The sequence below is a fragment of the Deltaproteobacteria bacterium genome, from assembly GCA_012522415.1.
GTDB lineage: Bacteria > Desulfobacterota > Syntrophia > Syntrophales > JAAYKM01 > JAAYKM01.
On the sequence record JAAYKM010000091.1, the window covers coordinates 33,908 to 59,001 of the forward strand.

At 48.9% G+C, this 25,094-nt stretch carries 34 protein-coding genes; all 34 read right to left on the reverse strand.

Annotated elements, in window-relative coordinates; all coding sequences use genetic code 11:
- Window position 1 precedes the first annotated feature (1 nt).
- The gene (locus tag GX147_07980; GenBank protein NLN60628.1) at window positions 2–1,003 is read right to left on the reverse strand and encodes a DNA-directed RNA polymerase subunit alpha; all 1,002 of its coding nucleotides are present in this window, start codon (window positions 1,001–1,003) and stop codon (window positions 2–4) included.
- A 58-nt stretch (window positions 1,004–1,061) separates the two neighbouring features.
- Complete coding sequence (gene rpsD / locus GX147_07985; GenBank protein ID NLN60629.1) at window positions 1,062–1,691, reverse strand: 30S ribosomal protein S4; 630 nt, start codon at window positions 1,689–1,691, stop codon at window positions 1,062–1,064.
- Window positions 1,692–1,765: 74 nt separating this feature from the next.
- Window positions 1,766–2,158 carry a 30S ribosomal protein S11 gene (gene rpsK, locus GX147_07990; GenBank protein NLN60630.1) on the reverse strand — a complete coding sequence of 131 codons (393 nt, stop codon included), beginning with the start codon at window positions 2,156–2,158 and terminating at the stop codon, window positions 1,766–1,768.
- A gap of 35 nt (window positions 2,159–2,193) precedes the next feature.
- Window positions 2,194–2,562 (reverse strand): 30S ribosomal protein S13, encoded by a 369-nt coding sequence (gene rpsM, locus GX147_07995; protein NLN60631.1) that lies wholly within the window; start codon window positions 2,560–2,562, stop codon window positions 2,194–2,196.
- Between the two features lie 27 nt (window positions 2,563–2,589).
- Window positions 2,590–2,703 carry a 50S ribosomal protein L36 gene (gene rpmJ / locus GX147_08000; GenBank protein NLN60632.1) on the reverse strand — a complete coding sequence of 38 codons (114 nt, stop codon included), beginning with the start codon at window positions 2,701–2,703 and terminating at the stop codon, window positions 2,590–2,592.
- An 80-nt stretch (window positions 2,704–2,783) separates the two neighbouring features.
- A complete protein-coding gene (infA, locus tag GX147_08005; GenBank protein NLN60633.1) occupies window positions 2,784–3,002 on the reverse strand; it encodes a translation initiation factor IF-1 in 219 nt (72 codons plus the stop codon).
- A 29-nt stretch (window positions 3,003–3,031) separates the two neighbouring features.
- Window positions 3,032–3,781 (reverse strand): type I methionyl aminopeptidase, encoded by a 750-nt coding sequence (gene map / locus GX147_08010; protein NLN60634.1) that lies wholly within the window; start codon window positions 3,779–3,781, stop codon window positions 3,032–3,034.
- 39 nt (window positions 3,782–3,820) lie between these two features.
- A complete protein-coding gene (gene secY, locus GX147_08015; protein ID NLN60635.1) occupies window positions 3,821–5,131 on the reverse strand; it encodes a preprotein translocase subunit SecY in 1,311 nt (436 codons plus the stop codon).
- Complete coding sequence (gene rplO / locus GX147_08020; GenBank protein NLN60636.1) at window positions 5,132–5,575, reverse strand: 50S ribosomal protein L15; 444 nt, start codon at window positions 5,573–5,575, stop codon at window positions 5,132–5,134. It lies immediately after the preceding gene.
- A complete protein-coding gene (gene rpmD / locus GX147_08025; protein NLN60637.1) occupies window positions 5,572–5,760 on the reverse strand; it encodes a 50S ribosomal protein L30 in 189 nt (62 codons plus the stop codon). Before rpmD ends, rplO begins: the two co-directional genes overlap by 4 nt.
- Before the next feature lie 27 nt (window positions 5,761–5,787).
- The gene (gene rpsE, locus GX147_08030) at window positions 5,788–6,288 is read right to left on the reverse strand and encodes a 30S ribosomal protein S5 (GenBank protein NLN60638.1); all 501 of its coding nucleotides are present in this window, start codon (window positions 6,286–6,288) and stop codon (window positions 5,788–5,790) included.
- 28 nt (window positions 6,289–6,316) lie between these two features.
- Complete coding sequence (locus GX147_08035) at window positions 6,317–6,682, reverse strand: 50S ribosomal protein L18 (GenBank protein NLN60639.1); 366 nt, start codon at window positions 6,680–6,682, stop codon at window positions 6,317–6,319.
- A gap of 33 nt (window positions 6,683–6,715) precedes the next feature.
- Window positions 6,716–7,258 (reverse strand): 50S ribosomal protein L6, encoded by a 543-nt coding sequence (gene rplF, locus GX147_08040; GenBank protein ID NLN60640.1) that lies wholly within the window; start codon window positions 7,256–7,258, stop codon window positions 6,716–6,718.
- 39 nt (window positions 7,259–7,297) lie between these two features.
- Window positions 7,298–7,699, reverse strand: coding sequence for a 30S ribosomal protein S8 (gene rpsH / locus GX147_08045; GenBank protein ID NLN60641.1), 402 nt, complete (start codon window positions 7,697–7,699; stop codon window positions 7,298–7,300).
- A 35-nt stretch (window positions 7,700–7,734) separates the two neighbouring features.
- Window positions 7,735–7,920, reverse strand: a complete 186-nt coding sequence (locus GX147_08050; protein NLN60642.1) for a type Z 30S ribosomal protein S14 — start codon at window positions 7,918–7,920, stop codon at window positions 7,735–7,737.
- A gap of 45 nt (window positions 7,921–7,965) precedes the next feature.
- The gene (gene rplE, locus GX147_08055; protein NLN60643.1) at window positions 7,966–8,511 is read right to left on the reverse strand and encodes a 50S ribosomal protein L5; all 546 of its coding nucleotides are present in this window, start codon (window positions 8,509–8,511) and stop codon (window positions 7,966–7,968) included.
- Between the two features lie 11 nt (window positions 8,512–8,522).
- On the reverse strand, window positions 8,523–8,843 hold the full coding sequence (locus tag GX147_08060; protein NLN60644.1) for a 50S ribosomal protein L24: 321 nt from the start codon (window positions 8,841–8,843) through the stop codon (window positions 8,523–8,525).
- 70 nt (window positions 8,844–8,913) lie between these two features.
- Window positions 8,914–9,282 carry a 50S ribosomal protein L14 gene (gene rplN / locus GX147_08065; protein NLN60645.1) on the reverse strand — a complete coding sequence of 123 codons (369 nt, stop codon included), beginning with the start codon at window positions 9,280–9,282 and terminating at the stop codon, window positions 8,914–8,916.
- Between the two features lie 35 nt (window positions 9,283–9,317).
- Entirely contained in the window at window positions 9,318–9,575 is a 258-nt protein-coding gene (gene rpsQ / locus GX147_08070) for a 30S ribosomal protein S17 (protein NLN60646.1), read from the reverse strand.
- Window positions 9,575–9,769: a 50S ribosomal protein L29 gene (gene rpmC, locus GX147_08075; GenBank protein NLN60647.1), complete on the reverse strand. Its 195-nt coding sequence runs from the start codon at window positions 9,767–9,769 to the stop codon at window positions 9,575–9,577. The genes rpsQ and rpmC overlap by 1 nt, the downstream gene beginning before the upstream one ends.
- Entirely contained in the window at window positions 9,759–10,181 is a 423-nt protein-coding gene (gene rplP / locus GX147_08080) for a 50S ribosomal protein L16 (GenBank protein ID NLN60648.1), read from the reverse strand. Before rplP ends, rpmC begins: the two co-directional genes overlap by 11 nt.
- A gap of 60 nt (window positions 10,182–10,241) precedes the next feature.
- Complete coding sequence (rpsC, locus tag GX147_08085) at window positions 10,242–10,883, reverse strand: 30S ribosomal protein S3 (protein ID NLN60649.1); 642 nt, start codon at window positions 10,881–10,883, stop codon at window positions 10,242–10,244.
- Window positions 10,884–10,903: 20 nt separating this feature from the next.
- Complete coding sequence (rplV, locus tag GX147_08090; protein NLN60650.1) at window positions 10,904–11,236, reverse strand: 50S ribosomal protein L22; 333 nt, start codon at window positions 11,234–11,236, stop codon at window positions 10,904–10,906.
- 45 nt (window positions 11,237–11,281) lie between these two features.
- Complete coding sequence (gene rpsS / locus GX147_08095; GenBank protein NLN60651.1) at window positions 11,282–11,563, reverse strand: 30S ribosomal protein S19; 282 nt, start codon at window positions 11,561–11,563, stop codon at window positions 11,282–11,284.
- Between the two features lie 3 nt (window positions 11,564–11,566).
- Window positions 11,567–12,388 carry a 50S ribosomal protein L2 gene (gene rplB, locus GX147_08100; GenBank protein NLN60652.1) on the reverse strand — a complete coding sequence of 274 codons (822 nt, stop codon included), beginning with the start codon at window positions 12,386–12,388 and terminating at the stop codon, window positions 11,567–11,569.
- A 20-nt stretch (window positions 12,389–12,408) separates the two neighbouring features.
- Window positions 12,409–12,696: a 50S ribosomal protein L23 gene (gene rplW / locus GX147_08105; GenBank protein NLN60653.1), complete on the reverse strand. Its 288-nt coding sequence runs from the start codon at window positions 12,694–12,696 to the stop codon at window positions 12,409–12,411.
- A complete protein-coding gene (gene rplD, locus GX147_08110) occupies window positions 12,696–13,319 on the reverse strand; it encodes a 50S ribosomal protein L4 (protein NLN60654.1) in 624 nt (207 codons plus the stop codon). The genes rplW and rplD overlap by 1 nt, the downstream gene beginning before the upstream one ends.
- Before the next feature lie 16 nt (window positions 13,320–13,335).
- The gene (gene rplC, locus GX147_08115) at window positions 13,336–13,971 is read right to left on the reverse strand and encodes a 50S ribosomal protein L3 (protein ID NLN60655.1); all 636 of its coding nucleotides are present in this window, start codon (window positions 13,969–13,971) and stop codon (window positions 13,336–13,338) included.
- A gap of 71 nt (window positions 13,972–14,042) precedes the next feature.
- Window positions 14,043–14,351 (reverse strand): 30S ribosomal protein S10, encoded by a 309-nt coding sequence (gene rpsJ, locus GX147_08120; GenBank protein ID NLN60656.1) that lies wholly within the window; start codon window positions 14,349–14,351, stop codon window positions 14,043–14,045.
- 28 nt (window positions 14,352–14,379) lie between these two features.
- Window positions 14,380–15,573 carry an elongation factor Tu gene (gene tuf, locus GX147_08125; GenBank protein NLN60657.1) on the reverse strand — a complete coding sequence of 398 codons (1,194 nt, stop codon included), beginning with the start codon at window positions 15,571–15,573 and terminating at the stop codon, window positions 14,380–14,382.
- A gap of 109 nt (window positions 15,574–15,682) precedes the next feature.
- Entirely contained in the window at window positions 15,683–16,153 is a 471-nt protein-coding gene (rpsG, locus tag GX147_08130; protein ID NLN60658.1) for a 30S ribosomal protein S7, read from the reverse strand.
- A gap of 14 nt (window positions 16,154–16,167) precedes the next feature.
- The gene (locus GX147_08135; GenBank protein NLN60659.1) at window positions 16,168–16,539 is read right to left on the reverse strand and encodes a 30S ribosomal protein S12; all 372 of its coding nucleotides are present in this window, start codon (window positions 16,537–16,539) and stop codon (window positions 16,168–16,170) included.
- Window positions 16,540–16,621: 82 nt separating this feature from the next.
- Window positions 16,622–20,755 (reverse strand): DNA-directed RNA polymerase subunit beta', encoded by a 4,134-nt coding sequence (gene rpoC / locus GX147_08140; GenBank protein NLN60660.1) that lies wholly within the window; start codon window positions 20,753–20,755, stop codon window positions 16,622–16,624.
- 77 nt (window positions 20,756–20,832) lie between these two features.
- The gene (gene rpoB, locus GX147_08145; GenBank protein ID NLN60661.1) at window positions 20,833–24,942 is read right to left on the reverse strand and encodes a DNA-directed RNA polymerase subunit beta; all 4,110 of its coding nucleotides are present in this window, start codon (window positions 24,940–24,942) and stop codon (window positions 20,833–20,835) included.
- Between the last annotated feature and the right edge of the window lie 152 nt (window positions 24,943–25,094).

Genomic DNA, 25,094 nt, shown 5'->3' on the forward strand with positions numbered 1-25,094 from the left:
CCTAATCTACTTGGTCATTTTTCGGCTGATTCCAGGGTGGGAAATCAAGTTTCATTCCAAATGAAAGCCCCATTTCCGCAAGAATCTCCTTGATTTCATTGAGGGACTTCCGCCCAAAGTTCTTCGTTTTCAGCATTTCCGGCTCCGTCCTCTGAACCAGTTCACCGATGAGGTGTATTCCAGCGTTTTTAAGGCAATTTGACGAACGCACGGATAACTCGAGATCGTCGAACGGCCTCAGGAGATATTCGTTCATATCCTGTTCTTCTTCGACTTCCTCTTCCTCGACTTCGCTTTCAGTTTCATCAAAGTTAATGAATACATCCAACTGATCCTTTAGAATTTTTGCCGCATAAGCCATGGCATCTTCGGGAATGACACTACCGTCCGTCCAGATTTCAAGAATCAGCTTGTCATAATCCGCAACTTGTCCAACCCGGGCATAGGTCACCGTATATTTGACCTTCCTGATGGGGGAATATATCGCATCGACATTAATGGTGCCCTCAGACTGGTCCGGGTCCCTTTCTTTTTTTGCGGGGACATAGCCACGACCGATATTAACGACCATTTCGGCCTTCATTGTGGCACCCTCCGACAAGGTCGCAATATGATGGTCCGGATTAAGCACCTCTACCGTGCCGTCTGTGATGATATCGCCTGCCCGAATGATCTTGTCACCGGAGGCGTCAATATAGATCGTTCTGGGCTCTTCTTGATGCATTTTCAGGCGAACGCCCTTGAGATTCAGCACAATATCCGTTACATCTTCTTTCACCCCAGGTACCGTTGAAAACTCATGAAGGACGCCATCGATTTTAACTGAGACAATCGCGGCCCCACCAATGGATGATAAAAGAACCCTTCTTAGGGCATTCCCAAGCGTCGTACCGAACCCTCTCTCCAACGGCTGAACCGTAAATTCGCCATAGGATTCCGAATGGGTGGACCCATCGATTTCAATCCGCTTGGGTCTGATCAAATTGTACCAGTTTTTTAGCATGGTTTACTTCCTCTGGCCTTTGGGTTTTCGAAACCGTTTAGTTCACATTCAATTGTTGTTATTTCGAGCAAAGTTCTACAATGAGTTGTTCCTGAATCGGCATGACCAATTCTTCACGTTCCGGCAACATCTTTACCGTTCCCTTGAAGTTCTCTTTATCCAGTTCCAGCCATTGAGGGACACCCCTGCGATCCACAGTGTTCAACGCTTCCAGTATCCGGACAACGGTTCTGCTGCTCTCCTTAACCGAGAGTTCATCACCAACTCTTACCAGATAAGAAGGAATATTAACCTTTTTCCCGTTCACGAGAAAGTGATTGTGCCTCACAAGCTGGCGCGCTTCCGCCCTGGAATTTGCTAATCCCATCCTGAACACCATGTTATCCAATCTTCTCTCCAACAATAGAAGCAGATTTGTACCGGTGATACCCTTCTGTCGGTCCGCCTTTTCAAAATAACCGGCAAACTGTTTCTCCAGGACTGCGTACATTCTTTTAAGTTTCTGTTTTTCCCGTAGTTGCAATCCATAATCCGAATACTGTTTTCTCCTGCGTTCGCCATGCTCTCCAGGGGCATAGCCTCTGCGCTCGAACGCACATTTTTCACCGTAACAACGATCTCCCTTGAGAAATAGCTTCAACCCTTCCCTACGGCATAGCCTACACACAGACTCGCAATATCTTGCCAAGACCGCCTCCCTCACACATTAATTGAAATATCCGCTGTATATGTTTATGATATTATTTAATATATTAAAAACTATCAAACCCTTCTTCGCTTTGGCGGACGACAGCCGTTATGGGGGATGGGCGTCACGTCTCTAATTAGACTGATTGTCAATCCCGCCAACTGCAGGGACCTTAACGCAGACTCCCTGCCAGACCCAGGTCCTTTGACATAGACTTGAACCCGTCGCACACCATGTTCTTTAGCTTTTTTGACCGCATCTTCTGCCGCCATCTGGGCCGCGAAGGGGGTGCTTTTTCGGGAACCTTTGAAACCCTGCATCCCCGCAGAGGCCCAAGAAATAACATTGCCTCCCAAATCCGTAATCGTCACAATCGTATTGTGAAAGCTAGATTGAATATGGGCAATTCCTTCCGGAATGTTCTGTTTTTCTTTCTTTTTTCCCGTTTTTCTAACCGGCTTCGCCATACTGCCTCCAGATCAATCTCGTTGAATCAGTTTTGTTATCTCTTCTTTCCGGCAATGGCCCTTCTGGGACCCTTCCTTGTCCGAGCATTTGTTCTCGTCCTCTGACCCCTTGCAGGAAGACCTTTTCGATGACGCAGACCACGATATGTCCCGATGTCCATCAACCGCTTGATTGACATGGACACATCACGCCGGAGATCACCTTCTACTTTATGTTCCTTGTCAATGATACCTCGAATGGAACTCACCTCTGAATCCGCCAGGTTGTCCGTCTTGGTATAATAACTGACCCCCGCTTTATCAAGTATCTCCCGCGCTTTTGACCTGCCGATACCATAAATGTAGGTCAATGCAATTTCCATATTTTTATTTCTTGGTAAATCGACTCCTGCAATTCTTGCCACCTGATAACCTCCTCCTATTTCGGCAAATCAACCTTGACGCTGCTTATGCTTTGGAATCTCACAGATAACACGCAAAACACCATGTCTTTTCACGATGACACATTTATCACATATTTTCTTTACAGATGACCTTACTTTCATGATCTCACTCCTTTGCCCGGGTTCTTAAGCATTACGAACCATAAAGTCTTATGCGTTACAAAACAACATTTCTTTATTACTCATTTGGAACGGTAGGTTATTCTCCCTCTCGTCAAATCATAAGGTGAAAGTTCCACCGTCACCTTGTCTCCTGGAAGGATCTTGATAAAATGCATCCGCATCTTACCCGAAATGTGAGCAAGGACTCTGTGTCCGTTTTCCAGTTCCACGCGGAACATAGCATTTGGAAGTGGCTCGATCACTCTGCCCTCGACTTCTATTGCATCTTCTTTGGCCATCCCGTTTCCGTCATCTTTCTACGATCATCTTACTGTAACTGGCTTAGAATATCGGGACCTTTTTCGGTAATGGCAACAGTGTGTTCGAAATGGGCAGACAAAGCCCCGTCTTCCGTAACCACGGTCCAGCCATCCTGCAGGAGCTTTACTTTATGGGTCCCCTGGTTCACCATCGGTTCAATCGCCAAAACCATGCCAGCTTTCAACTTCAAGCCTCGGCCCCTCGTACCATAATTCGGAACTTGCGGCTCTTCATGGAGCTGTCTACCAATCCCATGACCAACATAATCCCGCACAACCGAATAACCCGAAGCTTCCACCTTTTCCTGGCAAGCTGCTGACACATCTCCCAACCTGTTACCCGGCACAGCTTGCTCAATAGCTCTGTAAAGAGCTTCCTCGGTGCAACGCATCAACTTTATTGCGTCGGCAGAAACCTTCCCGACTGGAACTGTAATCGCCGCATCGCCGTAATAACCCCCGTAGTAAATTCCAAAATCCATGCTCAAAATATCGCCATCAACAAGAACCTGCTCCGAAGGCATCCCATGCACGACGACGCAATTCACGGAAGCACATAACGAGAAGGGATATCCACGATAGCCTTTAAACGCGGGACTCGCTTTTTTGTTCTTGGCGAGTTCTTCCGAGTACCGGTCCAACTCTCCTGTGGTGATTCTCGGTTTTACCCGTGCCTTTAACTCGTTCAGAATTACGGCAACGATACGATTGCTGGCCCGCATCTTTTCAATTTCTTCAGGCCGCTTCAATATTACCATATGACCCACCATGCGACCTCGTTGTATTCTCTTCTCAAATCAACGCCTTCTGGAGGCGATTCGCCCCTTCCTCATAAACCCTTCGTACTGCCTGGTCAAAAGGTGGGTTTCTATTTGTCCAGCCGTATCCAAGGCGACACCAACGACAATCAAAAGCGCCGTACCACCAAAGTAAAAAGGTACGTTGAAGTAACTGATCAAGATGCTCGGCAGCACACAAACCGCCGAAACATAGAGCGCCCCACTGAATGTTAGTCTCGTCAGCACATCGTCAATATAATCCGCCGTTTTCTTACCTGGCCTGATTCCAGGTATGAAACCACCGTACTTTTTCAAATTTTCCGCAACATCCACCGGGTTATATGTAACCGCCGTATAGAAGTAACAGAAGAAGATAATAAAAGCTACGTACATCAGTTCGTAGAACGCCCGCCCCGGCACCAGGGTATCCGCCACCGTTTTCATCCAGGGATGGGGAATAAAATTTGCGATGGTTGCCGGAAACATGATGATTGATGACGCAAAAATAGGCGGTATGACACCTGATGTATTTATTTTCAAGGGCAGATGAGTTGATTGCCCTCCGTACATTTTCCGCCCCACCACCCGCTTCGCATACTGAACGGGAACCCGCCGCTGACCGGTTTCCATAAAAACGATAAAACCGACAACACTGATCATCATAATCAAAAGGAACAGGATGATAAATATTCCCATTTCGCCGGTCGATAAAAGACGAAATGTATTCAGAATGGCTTCCGGTCCCCGGCAAACAATACCGGCGAAAATAATCAAGGATATGCCGTTTCCGATGCCTCTCTCTGTAATCTGTTCACCCAGCCACATGATGAATGCGGTCCCTGCAGTCAGGGTAAGCATCGTCATCAAACGGAATCCCCACCCGGGCGTTATCACGATGGATGCACCCGTCGGACCCGCCATATTTTCCAGACCAACGGCAATACCGAACCCTTGAATGATACTCAATATAACTGTTCCGTACCGTGTGTACTGAACGATCTTCTTTCGCCCTGCCTCCCCTTCTTTGGAGAGTTTTTCCAGGTGAGGTACGGCAATCGTGAGTAGTTGCAGAATAATCGAGGCGCTGATGTAAGGCATGATCCCGAGGGCAAAAACAGACAGATTGCTCAGGGCGCCCCCGGCAAACATATCAAAGAGTCCCAGAAGCGATCCTTTGGCCTGCTCGAAAAACGCGGCCAATGCAACCGTATCGATTCCCGGCGTCGGTACATGAGCACCGACCCTGTAGACGGCCAGAAGAGAAAAAGTGATTAGAATCCTCTTTTGCAGTTCCGGTATCTTCGATATATTCTTAAAGCCGTCTAACAATTACCCGACCTCTGCCACAGATCCGCCGATTGCTTCGATTTTCTCTCGTGCTCCCTTGCTGATCATGTCAACCTTCACGGTCAGGGGGACTTTTATTTCACCTTTACCCAGAATTTTGATTGCATCGCCTGTTTTCTTGATCAAACCGCTCCTTAAAAGGAGTTCCGCATCCACAACTGTGTTTTCCTCAAAACGATTCAACTGCTCAATATTGACGGCGATGATTTCCTTACGGAACAAGTTCCGAAACCCCCGCTTAGGGAGTCTCCGAGCAAGAGGCATTTGCCCTCCCTCAAACCCCGGACGCACCTTGCCCCCCGATCTGGACTTTTGCCCCTTCGTACCTCTCCCCGCCGTTCCGCCATAACCGGACCCTGAACCCCTGCCAACTCTTTTCCTTTTTTTTCGCGATCCATCCGGCGGTCTCAGCGTCCCCAAATTCATATCTCTTTCCCCTCAACTTCCTCGTATTTTACCAGATGTCGTATTTTATCAATCACACCACGCACTTCAGGTCTGTCTTCGAGAACCACGGTTCGATTCATTTTACCTAAACCAAGGCCCCGGAGCATCCTCCTCTGTTTCTCCGGCCTCCCTATATAACTTCTCACCTGCGTGATCTTGAGCATTTTTGCCACACCCTGTCTCCTTCTCCTCTAGAGCTCTTCAACGGCCTTGCCCCGCTGGGCTGCAATGACTTCGGGTCCTTTCAACTGTTGGAGGCCGTTGATCGTCGCTTTAACCAAATTATGCGGATTATGGGACCCCAGACATTTTGTCAGAATGTTGTGTATGCCTGCAACCTCAAGTACGGCCCGAACGGCCCCTCCGGCTATCAAGCCGGTTCCTTCCGAAGCGGGCTTCAGAAGAACCTTACCACCACCGTAGTGGCCGAGAACCTCATAAGGAACTGTTTTATTCAGAACAGCCACCTTTGTCATGCTTTTTTTGGCCTGCTCCATTCCTTTTCGAATCGCTTCAGGCACTTCCTGAGCCTTGCCCAGTCCCGAACCAACGGATCCATCGCCGTCGCCTACAACCACGATCGCGCTAAACCTGAATCTCCTCCCGCCTTTGACCACTTTTGCCGTACGATTTATTGCAATCACCCTGTCAAGAAGTTCATCTTCTCTAATTTCTCTTTTATTCAAGGCCATTCCCTTCAGCGTATTATTGATTTGCCCACTAAAACTGCAATCCACCCTCACGTGCAGCTTCCGCTAGTGCTTTGACGCGTCCATGATAAAGGAATTTACCTCGATCAAAGACGACCCTTGTAATTCCCATTGCAAGCAGTTTTGCGGAAACCGCCTTTCCCACAGCTTTGGCCGCATCGGTTTTTTTCCCTTTAAGAACTGTCTGATCCAGTTCGTTGGACAAGGTGGAGGCTTGAACAATCGTCCTGCCGACATCGTCCGCAATTGCCTGGACATATATGTGCCGGTCACTTCGGAAAACCGAGAGCCTCGGCCGTTCCATCGTCCCCTGTACTTTAGACCGCACTCTTTTCGCCCGTTTATCCCCAATTTTTTTTATCCGCTTAGACGACAATTGCCTTACCCCTCTTTCTCTGTACTGCAACGCTTACTTGGCACCGACGGTCTTGCCCTCTTTTCTGCGAATCACTTCGCCGACATATCGAATCCCTTTACCCTTGTAGGGCTCGGGTTTCTTAACACCGCGGATTTCTGAGGCAACACGACCGACCAACTCTTTATCGATTCCGGACACCACGATATTGACCAGTTTATCCACTTTCACACTGACACCATCTGGCACACTGTACTCAACTGGAGAAGAATAACCAACGGCCAGCTTCAGGAGATTATCTGCAATTTCAGCACGATATCCAACACCCGAAATCTCGAGAGCTTTTTCATATCCGACGCTGACACCGGTTACCATGTTTGCTACCAGCGTCCTGCTCAATCCCTGATATTGACCGGCTTTTCGTGTGTCCGACAACTTTTTGACTTCCGCGTTTCCCGACTCAAGAACCAATTCAACCCCTTCAGGGAGAATTCTCGTCAACGTACCCTTCGGACCTTGCACCTCAACGAAGGAGCCATCCAGTCTGATCGAAACATCACTCGGTATTTCAATGATTTTTTTCCCAATTCTTGACATGAAAAAATCACCCCATTATTTTTACTCGAACTGATTCAGTTACCATACATTACAAAGAACTTCGCCCCCGACATGCAATGCTCGGGCTTCCTTATCCGTCATGACGCCCTTCGACGTGGTAATAATGCTGATTCCATAGCCGTTGAGGACTTTGGGTATCTCATCCTTACCCAGATAAACACGGCGTCCTGGTTTACTCACACGTTGCAGGTCAGTAAAAACCGGTTTCTTGTCTCCCGTATACTTCAAGTATATCCTCAGTACGATACGACCTTTGTCATCCTTTTTCTGCTCAAAGCCGCTGATGTAACCACTGTTGACTAGCACTCTGGCGATATTCTGATTCATCCGTGAGGAAAATACATCGACGCTTTTAAAATGTACCCGACCCGCATTTCTGATTCTCGTAATCATATCTGCAATTGGATCCGTCATACCCATATGAATACTCCTTTGTTCCGCCGTTTCATCTGCATCTACCAACTGGATTTAATAACGCCGGGAATCTCGCCTTTTAACGAAAGGTCCCTTAAACAAAGTCTGCACATATCGAATTTTCTGTAATATGCCCTTGATCGTCCGCAAAGAGGACAACGATTGTAGTCCCTGACCGAAAATTTTTTTTCCTTTTTAGCTTTTGCGATCAATGATTTTTTCGCCACTCCCACGCTCCTTAAGCCATCCATTTGATTCTGACAATCACGTTATCAATGTTTAAAAGGAACCCCCAATAATTTAAGGAGATACCGGGCTTCCTCATCCGTTTTGGCGGATGTCACGATGACCACATTCATCCCCCTGACCTTTTCTATTTTATCGTATTCGATTTCCGGAAATATAATCTGTTCACGAATCCCCAACGTGAAATTGCCCATCCCGTCAAAAGATGTCGGCGATATGCCCCGAAAATCACGTACGCGTGGCAAACTCACGCTAACCAGGCGATCAAAAAATTCGTACATTCTATCCCGTCTGAGCGTAACCCGACAGCCAATAGACATGCCCTGGCGTAATTTAAACGTTGCAATGGAACGTCTCGCTTTGGTAATTACCGGCTTCTGACCCGTTATTTTAGCAATCTCCTCCATCGCGCTATCGAGCGACTTGATGTTCTGAATGGCCTCTCCCAGCCCCATATTGATCGCAATCTTTTGGATTCTGGGAACTTCCATAATGCTCTTGTAGCCAAACTCCTTCATCATTGCCGGAACGACTTCTTCTTCGTAGTATTTTTTCAGCCTTGCCTTTGCCATAATTTCACGACCTATGCATCCAATATCTCGTTACATTTTCTGCAATAACGAACTTTCTTGTTGTCATCCAATACCTTGTGGCCATAGCGAACCGCTTTGTTGCACTTACCGCATACAAGCATCACATTGGAAGTATGGATGGAACCTTCTTTTTCAAGAATGCCCCCTTTTCCCTTGGCATCCGGCTTCTTGTGGTGCTTCAGCAAGTTGACCTTTTCGACAATGATCCGATCTTTCTTCTTAATGATTTGAAGAACCTTGCCGGTTTTGCCTTTTTCCTTACCCGTTATTACTTCTACCAGGTCACCTTTCTTCACACCTGTCTCTTGCATTCCTTTTCCTCATTTTTTATCTGCTTGCGCCATTTTTTATATTCGTTTCGATCTCATTGTGATCATCCCACTACAGTACTTCCGGAGCCAACGATATGATTTTCATGAATTGCTTCGCCCGTAGTTCTCTTGCCACAGGCCCGAATATTCGTGTTCCTATAGGTTCCATCTGATTTGTTATCAATACCGCTGAGTTTTCATCAAATTTTAGGTAGGAGCCATCAGGCCTTTTTATTTCCTTTGCGGTTCGCACAATCACCGCCCTCATGACATCGCCTTTTTTAACCCTGGAGTTGGGCAACGCCTCCTTGACCGAGACAACTATTATATCACCAACGCTTGCATATCTTCTTTTTGATCCACCGAGTACCTTGATACAGGCAACCCGTTTCGCTCCGGAATTGTCCGCAACGGATAATATGGTCTGCATCTGAATCATAGCCGAACCTCTCTACTGTCTTTCTCTCTGAACTGCTATTTCGCCTTTTCCAGGATCTCGCGCACTCTCCACCGCTTATCCCTACTGAGAGGCCTTGATTCGATAATCAACACCTTATCACCGATGCGACAGGCATTTACTTCATCGTGGGCCTTGTATTTTTTATGCCTTTTCAAATATTTATGTACAATAGGGTGTTTCACGAGCCTTTCTGACAAGACAACAATGGTTTTATCCATTTTGTCACTGACCACAACTCCCTTTATGGTTCTATTGTTCCCTCGCTCAGTCATCACCCTCGCGCCTCCCTTTGCCTGAGAACAGTATGGACCCTTGCGATATCCTTACGAATGCTTGCCAGTGAGGCGGTCGATTCCAGCTGGCCGGACGCATGCCTCGAATTGAGCTTGAAATATTCTTCTTTTAACTCGCCAAGCTTCTGATCTAATTCGTCTTTACTCAGCTCTTTTATCACCCTAATTTTCATTCATGATCTCCCTAACGAGAAATTTAGTCGTAATGGGAAGTTTGTGTGCTGCCAAACGGAACGCCTCGCGGGCAACCTCTTCCGTTACTCCCTGCATTTCATAGAGAACAGCACCCGGCCTGACAACGGCCACCCACTCTTCCGGAGCACCTTTACCCTTACCCATACGGGTTTCCGCGGGTTTTTTCGTTACGGGTTTCTGCGGAAACACCCGAATCCAAATTTTACCACCCCTTTTAACGTAACGTGTCATAGCAATACGCGCCGCTTCGATTTGTCGTGCCGTAATCCAGCCGCACTCGGACGCCTGCAGTCCAAATTCGCCAAAAGCGATTGTCCCACCCCGGATCGACTTGCCCCCCATACGCCCTCTTTGCATCTTCCGGTATTTTACTCTTTTCGGAGCTAACATGTTTATCCCTCAGCAACTGAAATGCCTGTTTTAGAACCGGAAACCCGGTCCGTATTTCCATTATGCCGGTTTTTGATTCGGCAATACTTCTCCATGAAAAATCAAAACTTTAACACCGATCTGTCCGTACGCCGTATGGGCCTCCGCGAAGCCGCAATCAATATCTGCCCTCAGCGTATGCAGAGGGACCCGGCCTTCCCGGTACCACTCCGATCTGGACATTTCCGCGCCTCCCAATCGTCCGGCGCAATTGATCCGAATCCCTTTCGCGCCAAATTTCAGAGCGGATGTTACACATTTTTTCATCGCTCTGCGAAACGCCACCCTTCTTTCAAGTTGCAAAGCGACGTTTTCAGCAACAAGTTGGGCATCAATCTCCGGTTTCCTGATTTCCAGCACATTAAGAATAATTTCGCGGTTCGTAATTCTTTCGAGGTCTTTTTTCAGCTTTTCAATCTCAGCGCCCTTCTTGCCGATAATCACTCCGGGCCTAGCGGCATAGATATTGACTTTAGCTCTGTTGGCCGCCCTTTCTATTCCGATTCTGGATATACCCGCGTTGTAAAGTTTCTTCTTGAGATACTTTCTGACCTTCAGATCTTCGTGAAGCAGCTCAGCATACTTCTTTTCCGCATCCCACGAAGAATTCCATGTCTTGATCCCGCCTAGCCGTAACCCAACCGGATTAACCTTTTGCCCCAAACCTCCACCTCCTCAAATACTTACGCTTCATCCAATACAATCGTAATATGACTCATTCTCTTCTTTATCGAAGCCGCTCTTCCCTGAGCACGGGCCCGCCATCTCTTGAGGACCGGCCCCTGGTCAACAAATATTTTCTTTATGTACAGAATATTTTCATCGATATCCGGATTCTGGCTCGCATTCGCCACGGCCGATTTCAGTAGTTTCGTCACAATACCCGAAGCTTTCTTTCGCGTAAAATCCAGTATTCTAAGGGCCTCCTCAACACGCTTCCCTCTGATCAAATCAACAACCAATCTCGCCTTTTGAGGTGAGATCCGGACATATCTAACAACGGCTCTTGCTTCCATATCCCTAAAGACTCCAATCATATCGGCCATGTGCCAGTGAATCATTCACTTCCTAACCTTGGTTTTCCGGTCCCCCGCATGGCTATAGAAGGTTCGGGTCTGTGCAAATTCACCCAGTTTGTGCCCCACCATATTTTCTGTTACGAACACCGGAATAAACTTCTTTCCATTATGAACCGCAAAAGTATGTCCGATCAATTCCGGCGTAATGGTTGAACGGCGCGACCACGTCTGGATAACCGCCTTGCTTCCCGATCCTTCGACTTTCCTAACTTTTTCAATAAGTTTCTCTTCTATGTACGGGCCTTTACGTATTGAGCGCGCCACTTCTTATCCCCTTCTCTTTACAATATACTTGTCGGTCCTCTTATTTCTTCTCGTCTTATGACCTTTCGTCGGGATACCCCAAGGCGTACAGGGGTGCCTGCCGCCCGAGCTCTTGCCTTCCCCGCCTCCCATCGGATGGTCAACTGGATTCATGACCACCCCTCTCACCTTGGGACGTTCACCAAGCCAGCGTGATCTCCCCGCCTTGCCTATGCTTATATTTTCATTTTCGATATTACCCACCTGGCCTATCGTGGCTCGGCATTCAATAAAAACCTTACGCACCTCACCAGAGGGTAGTCTCACTTGAGCATAGTCTCCTTCTTTGGCCATTAACTGTCCATATGAACCGGCACTGCGGATTAATTGTCCGCCCTTGCCGACTTTCAATTCCAGATTATGAATAAGCGACCCCAAAGGAATGTTCTTCAGGGGCATTGCATTCCCCGGCTTGATATCCGCTTTTTCGTCACTGATAATTCGATCTCCAACCGACAGCTTGGCCGGTGCAATAATATATCTCTTTTCACCATCGGCATAATGCAACAACGCAATGCGACTGGTTCGATTGGGATCGTACTCCACCGAAAAGACCTTGGCCGGAACACTATCCTTATCGCGCCGGAAATCGATGACCCGGTAACGTCGTTTGTGGCCGCCACCCATGCGGCGCATGGTAATGCGCCCATGACAGTTACGCCCCCCTGTCTTCTTAATAGGCCGCAGCAAACCCTTTTCCGGCTCTGCCTTGGTAATTTCTTTAAAATCCGAACAGGTTTGAAACCGTCTACCCGGTGATGTGGGTTTATACTTTACAATCGCCATCCGTTATATTCTCCTCGGAACTATACGCCATCAAATATTTCAATCTTGCTCCCCGGTACAAGCTTGACGATCGCTTTTTTCCAATCTTGCGTTCTCCCTATGTTCCTGCCAACGCGCTTTCTCTTTCCCCGCATATTCATTACACGAACATTCAGAACCTTGACTTTGAATAACTTCTCAACAGCCTGACCGATTTCTATTTTATTCGCTCGTCGATCCACTTCAAATGTATACTTGTCTAATTCGTCTCTCTCGAGCGTACTCTTTTCCGTAATGAGAGGCCTTTTTATACTCCGATACCGTTCCATCAGGCTAATAACACCCCCTCTATCTTTTTAACGGAGGGCTCCAAGAAGACAATGTCCCTATAGTCCAACAAATCGTACACGTTAATCCCTTCCGATCTGATCATCTTAACATTTTTCAGATTCCGAGAAGACATCTCGAGAACGGGATATGACTGATCAATCACAAACAGCGTCTTCCCCCATCCAAAACGGTCCATGACTTCCTTGAATTTTTTTGTCTTGATCGCGTCCATCGGGAAATCCTTCAAAACGAACATCAGATTTTCCCGATATTTCATGCTGAGTGCAGAAATCAACGCTCTCCTACGTACTTTGCGGGGCACTTTGAACGCATAGGTGCGAGGCTGTGGCCCGAAAACGACACCGCCTCCCCTCCACAAAGGCGAGCGCCTCGTTCCTGCACGAGCCCGACCGGTTCCCTTTTGTCGCCACGGTTTTCTCCCGCCGCCCCTTACTTCGCTTCTTCCCTTTGTCTTGGATGTACCTCTCCTTCGTGATGCATGTTGCATACGGACGACTTCATAAATCACATCCTGATTCACGTCACCACCGAACACCGCATCACTCAGCTCAATTTCCGACACCTTCTGCCTGTCAGTATTATACACTTCAACCGTCGGCATGCTCTTTACTCCAGTTCTACTTATTTCTCGATTTGATGGATTGTTTGACAAGCAGGAGGCCGTTTTTACCTCCGGGCACGGCCCCTTTGACCAGCATGATATTCTTTTCCGGCCGAATCGCACATACCTGAAGGTTTTTGACCGTACTCCTTACATTACCCATCTGGCCCGGTAGGCGTGTCCCTTTGAAGACCTTGGCTGGATCGGCACTTGCGCCGATGGATCCCGGGGCACGATGGAACATCGAGCCATGTGAAGCCCGACCACCCCCGAATCCGTGTCTTTTCATAACACCGGCAAATCCCTTACCTTTCGTAGTTCCTGTGATATCCACATATTCACCGGAACTGTATATGTCCACCTTGATCTCTTCACCCAATTCGTATTCTTCGGGATTCCCAGGCATTTCTCTTAAATACCGGAAAGTGCCCTTGCCGGTGTTTTTAAAATGCCCCTGAAGGGGCTTGGTCACATGGGATTGTTTAATCCTCCCATATCCCAGCTGAATGGCATCATATCCATCCTTCGCCACCGTCTTTTTCTGGATGACCACAGACGGTTCCATCTCGATGATCGTGACAGGTATTGCCTCTCCATCCTCTGCAAACACCTGCGTCATACCCAGCTTTCTGCCAATCAGTCCCTTTTTCATCACTCTCTCGTTTATTTTTCTCGTTACAAATTCCAAACACCACCATTAAGAAAGATCTTTGCTTAATGCCGTCACGCCTTGATCTCGACATCCACACCAGCAGACAATTCCAGCTTCATCAGGGCGTCCACCGTAGATTGAGTCGGTTCAATGATGTCTATCAAACGCTTATGCGTACGAATTTCAAACTGTTCCCGTGACTTTTTGTCCACATGGGGTGAGCGGTTTACACAGTACTTGTTAATCTCCGTCGGCAGAGGAATCGGCCCCGCCACCGCAGCACCGGTTCTTTTCGCTGTCTCCACAATCTCCTCAACCGAGCGGTCAAGCAGTTTGTAATCATAGGCCTTAAGTCGAATTCTAATTTTCTGATCTTTCATTGATTTCCGTTACATCCCATTCATAAATTTATGCAATGATCTTACTGACCACACCCGCACCCACGGTTCTGCCACCTTCACGGATAGCGAAACGGAGCTTCTCCTCCATAGCAATCGGGGTAATCAATTCAACGCTCATTTCCACGTTGTCACCGGGCATCACCATCTCAACGCCCTCAGGCAGGTTGGCGACACCGGTCACATCGGTCGTTCTAAAATAGAATTGGGGCCTGTAACCCGTGAAGAACGGGGTATGACGTCCCCCTTCCTCCTTGGTCAGAATGTAAACCTGAGCCTTGAACTTCGTGTGGGGAGTGATGGAACCAGGCTTCGCCACAACCTGTCCACGTTCCACTTCCTCGCGCTTCGTGCCTCTAAGGAGGAGCCCCACATCGTCCCCGGCTCGTCCTTCATCCAAGGTCTTACGGAACATCTCCACACCTGTGCAGACCGTTTTGACAGTTGGGCGGATTCCAACGATTTCCACTTCATCACCGGTCTTAATGATACCGCGGTCCACCCTGCCCGTAACAACGGTACCGCGCCCGGAAATGGTAAAAACGTCGCCGACCGGCATCAAGAAGGGTTTGTCCAGATCCCTTACGGGGTCCGGAATGTGGCTGTCTACGGCATCCATGAGATCCATAATGCACTGCACATTCGGAGAATCGGGATCTTCCGCTTCAAGAGCCTTCAGGGCCGATCCACGGATGATGGGAATATCATCACCGGGGAATTCGTATTGATTCAGCAGCTCGCGAAGCTCCAGTTCAACCAGATCAAGCAATTCCGGGTCATCAACCAGATCGACTTTATTCATGAAGACGACGATATAGGGTACCTGCACCTGTCTCGCCAAGAGAATGTGCTCCCGGGTCTGGGGCATGGGGCCATCGGAGGCAGCAACGACAAGAATCGTCCCGTCCATATGGGCGGCACCCGAAATCATGTTCTTGATGTAGTCGGCGTGACCGGGGCAGTCGACGTGGGCATAATGCCGTTTTGCCGTTTCATATTCAACATGGGTGATGTTGATGGTAACGCCCCTTTCCTTCTCTTCCGGGGCATTATCAATCGAATCGAAAGACCTGAATTCCGCAAATCCCTTTTTCGCCAAGGTTTTTGTAATAGCGGCGGTCAGGGTCGTCTTGCCGTGATCGACATGACCAATTGTTCCAATATTTAAATGCGGCTTCGTCCTTTCAAACTTTTTCTTAGCCATCTTAATCCCCTCCTTCAGGTTTGAGTGATTCTTTTTTATTGATTTGTTGTCGATTTAACCAGCTTACTTTATCCCTGAATTTACTGTATCCGCATGGAAATTACAGAAATTAAAATCTATAATGAGCGAATGCTTTGTTTGCCTCCGCCATCTTGTGTACACTTTCCCGCTTCTTGATAGAGGCGCCTCGATTGTTGGCTGCATCGATAAATTCCGCCGCCAGCTTTTCTCTCATCGTTTTCTCAGAACGCTCCCGCGAGTTGGTGATCAGCCAGCGGATACCCAACGCAACCCTTCTTGAGGGGACGACTTCGGTCGGCACCTGATAGGTCGATCCACCTACCCTCCTAGATTTGACCTCAATCACCGGTTTAACATTGTTGACGGCCTTTTCGAATACCTCAAGGGGCGCTTCCTTCAGTTTCTTTTCGATGATATCGAAAGCGCCGTAAAGGATGAACTCCGCCACACTCTTCTTGCCGCATCTCATCAGGTTGTTGATGAACTTGGCCACCAATTTGCTATTGTATTTAGGGTCCGCTTGGATCTCCCGTTTTGCAATTTCTCTTCTTCTGGGCATTATCCTGTCTCCGCTTAGCTCGGTTTTTTCGCTCCATACTTGGACCTACCCTGCTTCCGATCCGCAACACCGACGGAATCAAGAGTGCCGCGAACAACATGATAGCGGACACCGGGCAAATCCTTGACTCTCCCCCCTCTGACCAGCTCCACGGAGTGCTCCTGGAGATTGTGTCCAACCCCTGGTATGTAAGAGCTTACCTCATAACCGCTTGTCAAACGTACTCTCGCCACTTTTCTTAAAGCCGAATTGGGCTTCTTGGGCGTCGTTGTGTAAACCCTCACACAAACGCCTCTGCGCTGTGGCGAACCAGCCAGCGCCGGCGTTGCCGCCTTCTTTGCAAGCCTCTCCCGTCCTTTTCTGACCAACTGATTAACTGTAGGCATTCTTCCTCCCGAAACCCAATCTCTACCCAAGGCAATGAAGCCCGTGTCAATATCAATTCACTCAATGAATGTCAAGCGTTTTCTAACCATTATTCTCACCCAAAGGCAGATCCTCAACGTACTGCGCATCGTCTTCCATATGAATTCCAAGTTTACGATACATAACCAAACCCGTCCCCGCCGGAATCAACCGACCCATGATCACGTTCTCCTTGAGCCCTCTCAAATAATCCACTTTGCCGGCAAGGCTTGCTTCGGTGAGTACGCGCGTGGTCTCCTGAAAAGAGGCGGCAGAAATGAAGCTCTGAGTGGAAAGAGACGCTTTGGTAATGCCAAGCAACATCGGCTCGCCGATGGCTGGTTTCCCCCCCCGCTCTATAACCGCCCTGTTCTCTTCCTGGAAACGGTAACGCTCCACCTGTTCATCGTTGATAAAGCTGGTGTCGCCGGGATTGGTCACTTTGACGCGACGGAGCATCTGGCGAACAATGACTTCCAAGTGTTTGTCGCTGATCTTTACGCCCTGGAGTCGATATACTTCCTGAATTTCATCAACCAAATACCGTGCGAGAGCCTTTTCACCTTTGATATTCAATAGCTCGTGAGGGTTCTGAACCCCATCCATAAGGGGTTCTCCGGCCGACACCCGATCACCCTCCTGGACACTGATGTGTTTCCCCTTGGGGATGAGGTATTCCTTTTCGTCACCGATGTCTGGGATAACCATAACTTTGCGCTTTCCCTTGGTATCCTTCCCATAAGATACGACCCCGTCAATTTCGCTGAGCACGGCATAGTCCTTGGGCTTCCTCGCCTCGACGAGTTCGGCCACACGAGGCAGACCACCTGTGATATCCTTGGTTTTCTGGGTCTCGCGGGGAATCTTCGCAAGAATGTCCCCAGCCACCACGTTATCTCCCTCGGAAACAACGATGTTGACACCGACCGAGAGGAAATGCCGGGCCACGGCATTGGTCCCCTGGACCTTGGCCGTTTTCCCCTTGTCGTCCTTGAGAGAAATGCGAGGCCGCAGATCGCCGCCCTTGAATTCGACAATCACTTTTCGGGACAGGCCGGTCACCTCGTCCACCTGTTCCTGCATGGTTTTGCCTTCAGTGATATCCCCGAATTTCACCACGCCGTCAACCTCGGCAAGGATCGGAATGGAAAATGGATCCCACTCCGCAATCCGATCCCCTTTTTTGACCGTATCGCCCTCTTTCAATTTCAGGCGGGCGCCATAGGGCACCGTGTATTTGCCCCGGTTTCGCCCCTGTTCATCCAGAACGTGAACTTCGCCGTTCCTTTTCATGACAACCAGTTCGGACCCGTCTTTGGTAAGAGCCAAATCGCCTCTTTCCCGTTCAAGGTTGATAATCCGGATCACACCGTTGTGACGGGCATCGAGTGTAGAGTGTTCATCAAATTTTGCCGTACCACCAATATGGAAAGTGCGCATGGTAAGCTGGGTCCCCGGTTCACCAATGGACTGGGCGGCAATAATGCCGACTGCCTCGCCAATATTGACAAGATGACCGTGTGCCAGGTCACGCCCATAGCACATGGCACAGACTCCATGCTTGGACTTGCATGTCAGAACCGACCGGATATTGACGCTCTCAATCCCCGCGGAATCGATCTTTTCCGCCAATACCTCATCGATCTCCTGGTTGGTGTGTACAATGATCTCCCCGGTAAAAGGATCCCGGATATCCTCCAAGGCAACGCGTCCCAATACCCTTTCTCCGGCTGGCTCTATAATTTCTCCACCTTCCATGAGAGCATTCACATAAATACCGTCAACGGTGCCGCAGTCGCGTTCAGTGATAATACAGTCTTGGGCTACATCAACCAACCTCCGGGTCAGATAGCCGGAATTCGCTGTTTTCAGCGCCGTATCGGCAAGCCCCTTACGAGCCCCATGGGTTGAGATAAAATACTGAAGTACCGTCAAGCCCTCCCGAAAATTTGCCGTAATGGGGGTTTCGATAATCTCTCCGGATGGTTTGGCCATCAGCCCTCTCATTCCAGCCAGTTGTCTGATCTGAACATTACTCCCTCTGGCACCGGAATCAGCCATCATGTAAACAGGATTGAAGCTCTGTGTTTTAAATGTTTTACCGTCGAGATCGACCACCTCTTCCGTCCCGATTCCTTCAAGCATGTCGGAGGCGATTTTCTCCGTCACCTGTGCCCAGATGTCGATCACCATATTGTAACGTTCGCCATCCGTGATCAAGCCATCCATATACCTTTTCTGAATCTTCAGCACATCTCGATCGGCCCCGTTAACAATATTTTTTTTACTTTCTGGAATAATCAGGTTATGAATCGTAAAAGATGCACCGGAAGATGTCGCATACTTAAACCCCAGATCTTTCAGGCGATCCGCCAGAAGCACCGTTGTTTTATCGCCACAGGTCCGATAGCAATCGCCTATCAAATTGGCGAGTTCCTTCTTGTTCATGACTTTGTTGATGCTATCGAAGGGTATCTGTTCGGGTACGATTTCAGAAAGGATCACACGCCCCACTGTCGTGTCATGGAACAGGCCATTGATCCGCACCCTGATTTTCGCTCCCAATTCGACAACGGCCGCATCCAAAGCCTGTCGCACTTCTTCCGGATCGGCAAAAATCATCCCCTCCCCTTTGGCGAAAGGACGCTCCCGGGTCAGATAATAAATCCCCAAGACAATATCCTGGCTGGGAATAATGATGGGTTTGCCATTGGCCGGCGACAGGATATTATTCGTCGACATCATGAGAATACGCGCTTCCGCCTGAGCTTCAATGGAGAGAGGCACATGGACGGCCATCTGGTCGCCGTCGAAGTCAGCGTTAAACGCGGCGCAGACCAGTGGATGCAGTTGAATCGCCTTGCCCTCGATCAGAATGGGTTCGAAGGCCTGAAGCCCCAACCGGTGCAACGTAGGCGCCCGGTTTAGTAAAATGGGGTACTCCCGGACCACTTCATCCAGGGCATCCCATACTTCCGCCGTTTCTTTTTCCACCATTTTTTTCGCACTCTTGACGGAATTCACATATCCCTTCTCCTGCAGGCGGTTGTAAATGAAAGGTTTGAACAACTCCAAGGCCATTTTTTTCGGCAGGCCACACTGGTGAAGACGCAGATCGGGCCCAACCGTAATGACCGAACGGCCTGAATAATCAACACGTTTTCCCAGAAGATTCTGGCGGAAACGTCCCTGTTTCCCCTTAAGCATATCCGACAGAGAGCGGAGGGGTCTTTTGTTGGTCCCCGTTATGGCACGACCGCGCCGTCCATTGTCAAAGAGTACATCCACCGCCTCCTGGAGCATCCTTTTCTCGTTGCGAATGATGATCTCCGGGGCATTTAATTCTTGTAATCGTTTTAAACGGTTATTACGGTTGATCACTCGTCGGTAAAGATCATTCAGATCCGACGTCGCAAAACGTCCGCCGTCCAGCGGAACCAGAGGACGCAGATCGGGTGGAATAACAGGTAAGGTCGTAAGAATCATCCACTCGGGTCGATTTCCCGACTTTTTCAGTGCCTCGACAACTTTCAAACGCTTGATGAGTTTCTTACGTTTCGTATCCGACGGGGTGGCCCTCAATTCATCCCGAATTTCGATGTCAAGCTGGATCAGATCAACTTCCTCCAGCAGTTTCCGAATCGCTTCGGCTCCGACACCGGCCTCAAAGGCGTCTTCCCCGTATTGGTCCTGGAGGTCGTTGAAATCTTCCTCGGAAAGGAGCTCTTTTTTTTTGAGGGGCGTATCCTTGGGGTCCAGGACAATCCAGGATTCAAAATAAAGGACCTTTTCCAGTTCTTTGAGGGTCAGGTCCAGAATGCTCCCAATACGGCTGGGCAGGCTTTTCAAAAACCAGATATGGGCCACAGGTGTGGCCAGAGTGATATGGCCCATGCGGTCACGACGCACCTTGGACTGAATGACCTCAACACCGCACTTTTCGCAGACCACTCCCTTGTGTTTCATCCGCTTGTAGCGACCACAAAGGCACTCATAATCCTTCACGGGACCGAAGATCTTTGCACAGAACAAACCGTCCCGTTCCGGTTTGAATGTCCTATAATTGATTGTTTCCGGTTTCTTCACTTCACCGTAGGACCACGACAGTACCTGATCGGGCGAAGCGATGGCTATTTTTATGGCATTGAACCGAATTGGATCTTTCGGTCTCTCAAAATAACTAAAAACGTCTTCCACGGATTATATCTCCTGATGCATCGTTACGCGCAATCACTTGCGAATGGTCGATCACACTGTCGTCCTCACTAAGCTGATTACTCCTCCTCAATTAATTCGACGTCAAGACAGAGACTTTGCAGTTCCTTGACCAACACGTTAAAGGATTCGGGGACACCCGGTTCAGTCGTGTGTTCACCCTTGACGATGGCTTCATACATTCGGGTTCTCCCCGTCACATCATCGGCTTTAACAGTAAGGAATTCCTGTAAGGAGTAGGCGGCACCATAGGCCTCCATGGCCCACACCTCCATTTCCCCCAGTCTCTGTCCGCCGAATTGGGCCTTGCCGCCCAGCGGTTGCTGTGTAACCAGGGAATAGGGACCAATGGATCGCGCATGAATTTTGTTATCAACCAGATGGTGGAGCTTGAGCATGTAAATCATTCCAACGGTAATAGGCTGATCGAAAGGCTCGCCCGTTCTGCCATCAAACAATATCGTCTGGCCTCGTTCGGGCAGGTTTGCAGCCTTCATGATTTTTTTGATTTCTTCCTCTTCGACACCGTCAAAAACCGGGGATGCTACAGGAACGCCCTTTTTAAGATCTTCCACAAATTCAATTATCTTCCCCGGCGGCGCCTGTTCCACAAATGCGTTGAACTCGGGCATCTCGTAAAGATTCTTAAGCTCCTTTCGAATCTTGTCAGAATCGGTCTCCATTTCCACCAAGTGGGTCAGCTGTTCACCCATTCCCTTGACGGCCAAGCCAAGATAAGCCTCCAAAATCTGCCCCACATTCATTCGAGATGGTACACCCAAAGGATTCAACACGATATCTACCGGCGTCCCGTCAGCGAAATAAGGCATGTCTTCTTCCGGCAGAACACGCGACAAGACTCCTTTGTTCCCGTGACGACCGGCCATTTTGTCGCCTACTGATAATTTTCGCTTGATCGCGACATAAATTTTTACCAGCTTGATCACACCTGGAGGTAACTCATCACTGGCCTTGATTTTTTCCAGTTTCTGATCGAAGTAGTCTTGTACCACCTCTTCCTTCCGCGCCAAATTCGACAGCAGAACGTCTATCTCTTTCTCGATTTCATCCCCATCGGATACAGAGATTTCTCGCAAGAACGGCAGAGGAATCTCATTGAGTATTTCGGCCGTGATAGTATCCCCTTTTTTCAGAACGGTTCGTCTTTTTGCATCCATAATTTTCCCGGCGGCAACCCTGCCGGTCAACAGTTCTGAAATCTTCTTTTTGACCGTTTCTGTAGCGATACGGATTTCATCATCTCGATCTTTTCTCAGTTGTTCTATGCTTTCTTCTTCGATAAACTGGGAAAGACGATCCTTTTCCGTCCCCTTCCGAGTAAAGATCTTGGCATCAATAACGGTCCCTTCCACTCCTGGCGGCACACGCAGGGAAGTATCTCTCACATCGCTCGCTTTTTCCCCGAAAATGGCGCGAAGGAGCTTCTCTTCCGCCGAAAGCTGTGTTTCGCCTTTCGGCGTGACCTTGCCGACGAGAATATCACCTGCTTTCACCGCTGTACCCATGCGAATGATCCCGTCTTCATCGAGGTTCCGCAAAACATCTTCACCAACATTGGGAATGTCACGGGTAATTTCTTCCTTTCCCAATTTGGTGTCTCTGGCCATGGTTTCGAACTCTTCAATGTGGATCGATGTATAGACATCCTCCTTGACAATCCGCTCACTGACCAGTATGGAGTCCTCGTAATTGTAGCCACCCCATGCCATGAAAGCAACCATGACATTACGCCCCAGAGCCAGTTCGCCATTGTCGACAGCCGGACCATCGGCAATGACATCGCCTGTTTTCACACGTGCTCCCTTCTCTACGATAGGTTTCTGGTTGAAGCAGGTATCCTGGTTGGAACGATGGTACTTGACCAAATTATAAATATCCACACCCGTATCGGTGCTGTCACGGCCAGACTCGTCGCTGCGAATAACAATGCGCAGGGCGTCGACGCTTTCCACCACCCCAGCACGCTTTGCCACGATAACGGCGCCGGAATCTCGCGCCACAATCGCCTCCATACCTGTACCGACTAGAGGCGCTTCAGGTTTTATCAGTGGCACAGCCTGTCGCTGCATATTGGACCCCATCAGGGCGCGGTTGGCATCATCATGTTCCAGGAAAGGGATCAACGTCGCCGCCACACTCACGAGCTGGTTTGGCGATACATCCATCATGTTGACTTCCGTCGGCACACAGGCCAGAAAGTTCTCTCCCCGTCGAACCGAAACAAGATCTCCGAGAAAATGACCGTCAGGGCTAATAGGCGTGTCCGCCGGCGCTATAACCTGGTTCTCTTCTTCGATTGCCGTTAAAAATCGAATCTCATCCGACACATGACCGTTTTCGACAACCCGATAAGGCGTTTCGATGAATCCGAATTCATTTACCCGGGCGTAGCTGCTCAAGGATACAATCAACCCAATATTGGGGCCTTCCGGCGTCTCCACCGGACAAATACGACCATAATGTGTCGGATGGACATCACGTACTTCAAAACCTGCCCGCTCCCTGGTCAATCCACCGGGCCCCAGGGCAGACAATCGCCGTTTATGTGTAATTTCAGACAGGGGATTCGTTTGATCCATGAATTGGGATAATTGACTGCTTCCGAAGAATTCGCTTACCACCGCCGAAACCGGTTTTGCGTTGACCAAATCGTGAGGCATCATGGTTTCAATATCCTGGAGACTCATTTTTTCCTTGACGGCCCTCTCCATCCTGACCATGCCGATCCGATACTGATTCTCGATCAACTCTCCTACTGAACGCACCCTCCGGTTTCCCAGGTGGTCAATATCGTCTACACTACAATCGTGAGCACCGTTTTTCAGATCCAGAAGATACTTGACCGCCGCTAAGACATCCTCATTGCGTAAAATCGTCACGTCTGTCGCAACATCCAGACGCAATTTATAATTCATCTTCGCCCGACCAACAGCGGAAAGATCATATGTATCCGCCTGGAAGAACAAACTGCCAAAGAACTTTCGTGCCGTCTCAGGCGTGGGAGGGCTACTGGGACGCAAACGCCGATAGATCTCCATGACCGCATCTTCCTCAGAATCAATGCGATCCATGAGAAGCGTATCCCGAATAGAGGCGTTTTCCATATCCTCGTCAAGCCGGATAAAATCACATTCCGTCACGCCTCTCTCGCGCAGCATTTCCAGCCCGTCCAAGCTCAATGTCTCGTTGCATTTCAGCAGCGTCTCTCCCGTTAAGGGATCAAGGACATCAGCGACAAGGACCTCGTCCACGATATCCTCGGGGGTGACGTCAATCCTGTTGATCCCGGCTTCCGTCAAACGACGCAGAAGTACCCTGGATATCTTTCTTCCCTTTTTGGCAATGACTTCTCCTGTTTTCGTATCTCGAATATCATTGGGGGCTCTTTCGTCAATCAACGTTTCATTGATGGGAATGAACATTTTCTCCCCCTCGATCAGCACCTTCTGAACACCATAGAAATATTTCAGGATAAATTCCGTGGAATTCCCCATAGCCTTCAAAAGAATCGTTACAGGCATTTTTCTCCGCCTGTCGATTCTCACATAGAGCAAATCCTTGGAGTCGAATTCCAGATCCAGCCAAGACCCACGGATCGGGATAATCCGGGCGGAATAAATCAATTTTCCGCTCGTCACCGTTTTCCCCTTGTCATGGTCATAGAAAATGCCCGGGGAACGGTGTAATTGGCTGACAATAACCCTTTCCGTACCATTGACAATAAACGTACCCGTATCGGTCATCAAGGGAATTTCCCCGAAAAAGATCTCCTGCTCCTTGACATCGCGTATTTGCCTTGTTTCTCCTGAAACCTTCTCCTGATCCGGTGTTTTTTCTATATCAAAGACAACCAGACGGGCAACGATCCTAAGAGGCGCAGCATAAGTCAGGCCTTTCTGCAGACACTCCTTGACATCGTAGCGAGGCTCGCCGATTTTGTAACTGACAAACTCCAGAGAACATTTTCCACTGAAATCGGAAATGGGGAAGGCGCTCCTGAAGGCCCCCTGAAGGCCAATGTTGGCCCTTTCCCCTGGTTCCACATCCCGCTGGAGAAACTTCTCATAAGACTTCGTTTGGATATCGAGGAGATTCGGAATATCCAGAATCTTTTTTATACACCCTAGATTTTTTCTAAACTCTGCCATATCGCCCCATGGAATTACCTTTAAAATTCTTCATTTTATCCGCATTTTGTGACATACAGAGCATCCATGAAAGACAAGCGAAGCAAACCCGCGGATATGCTTCGGTCTGCCTCGCCGCTCTGATGTCTAACATGACCACACCAACACGTTGG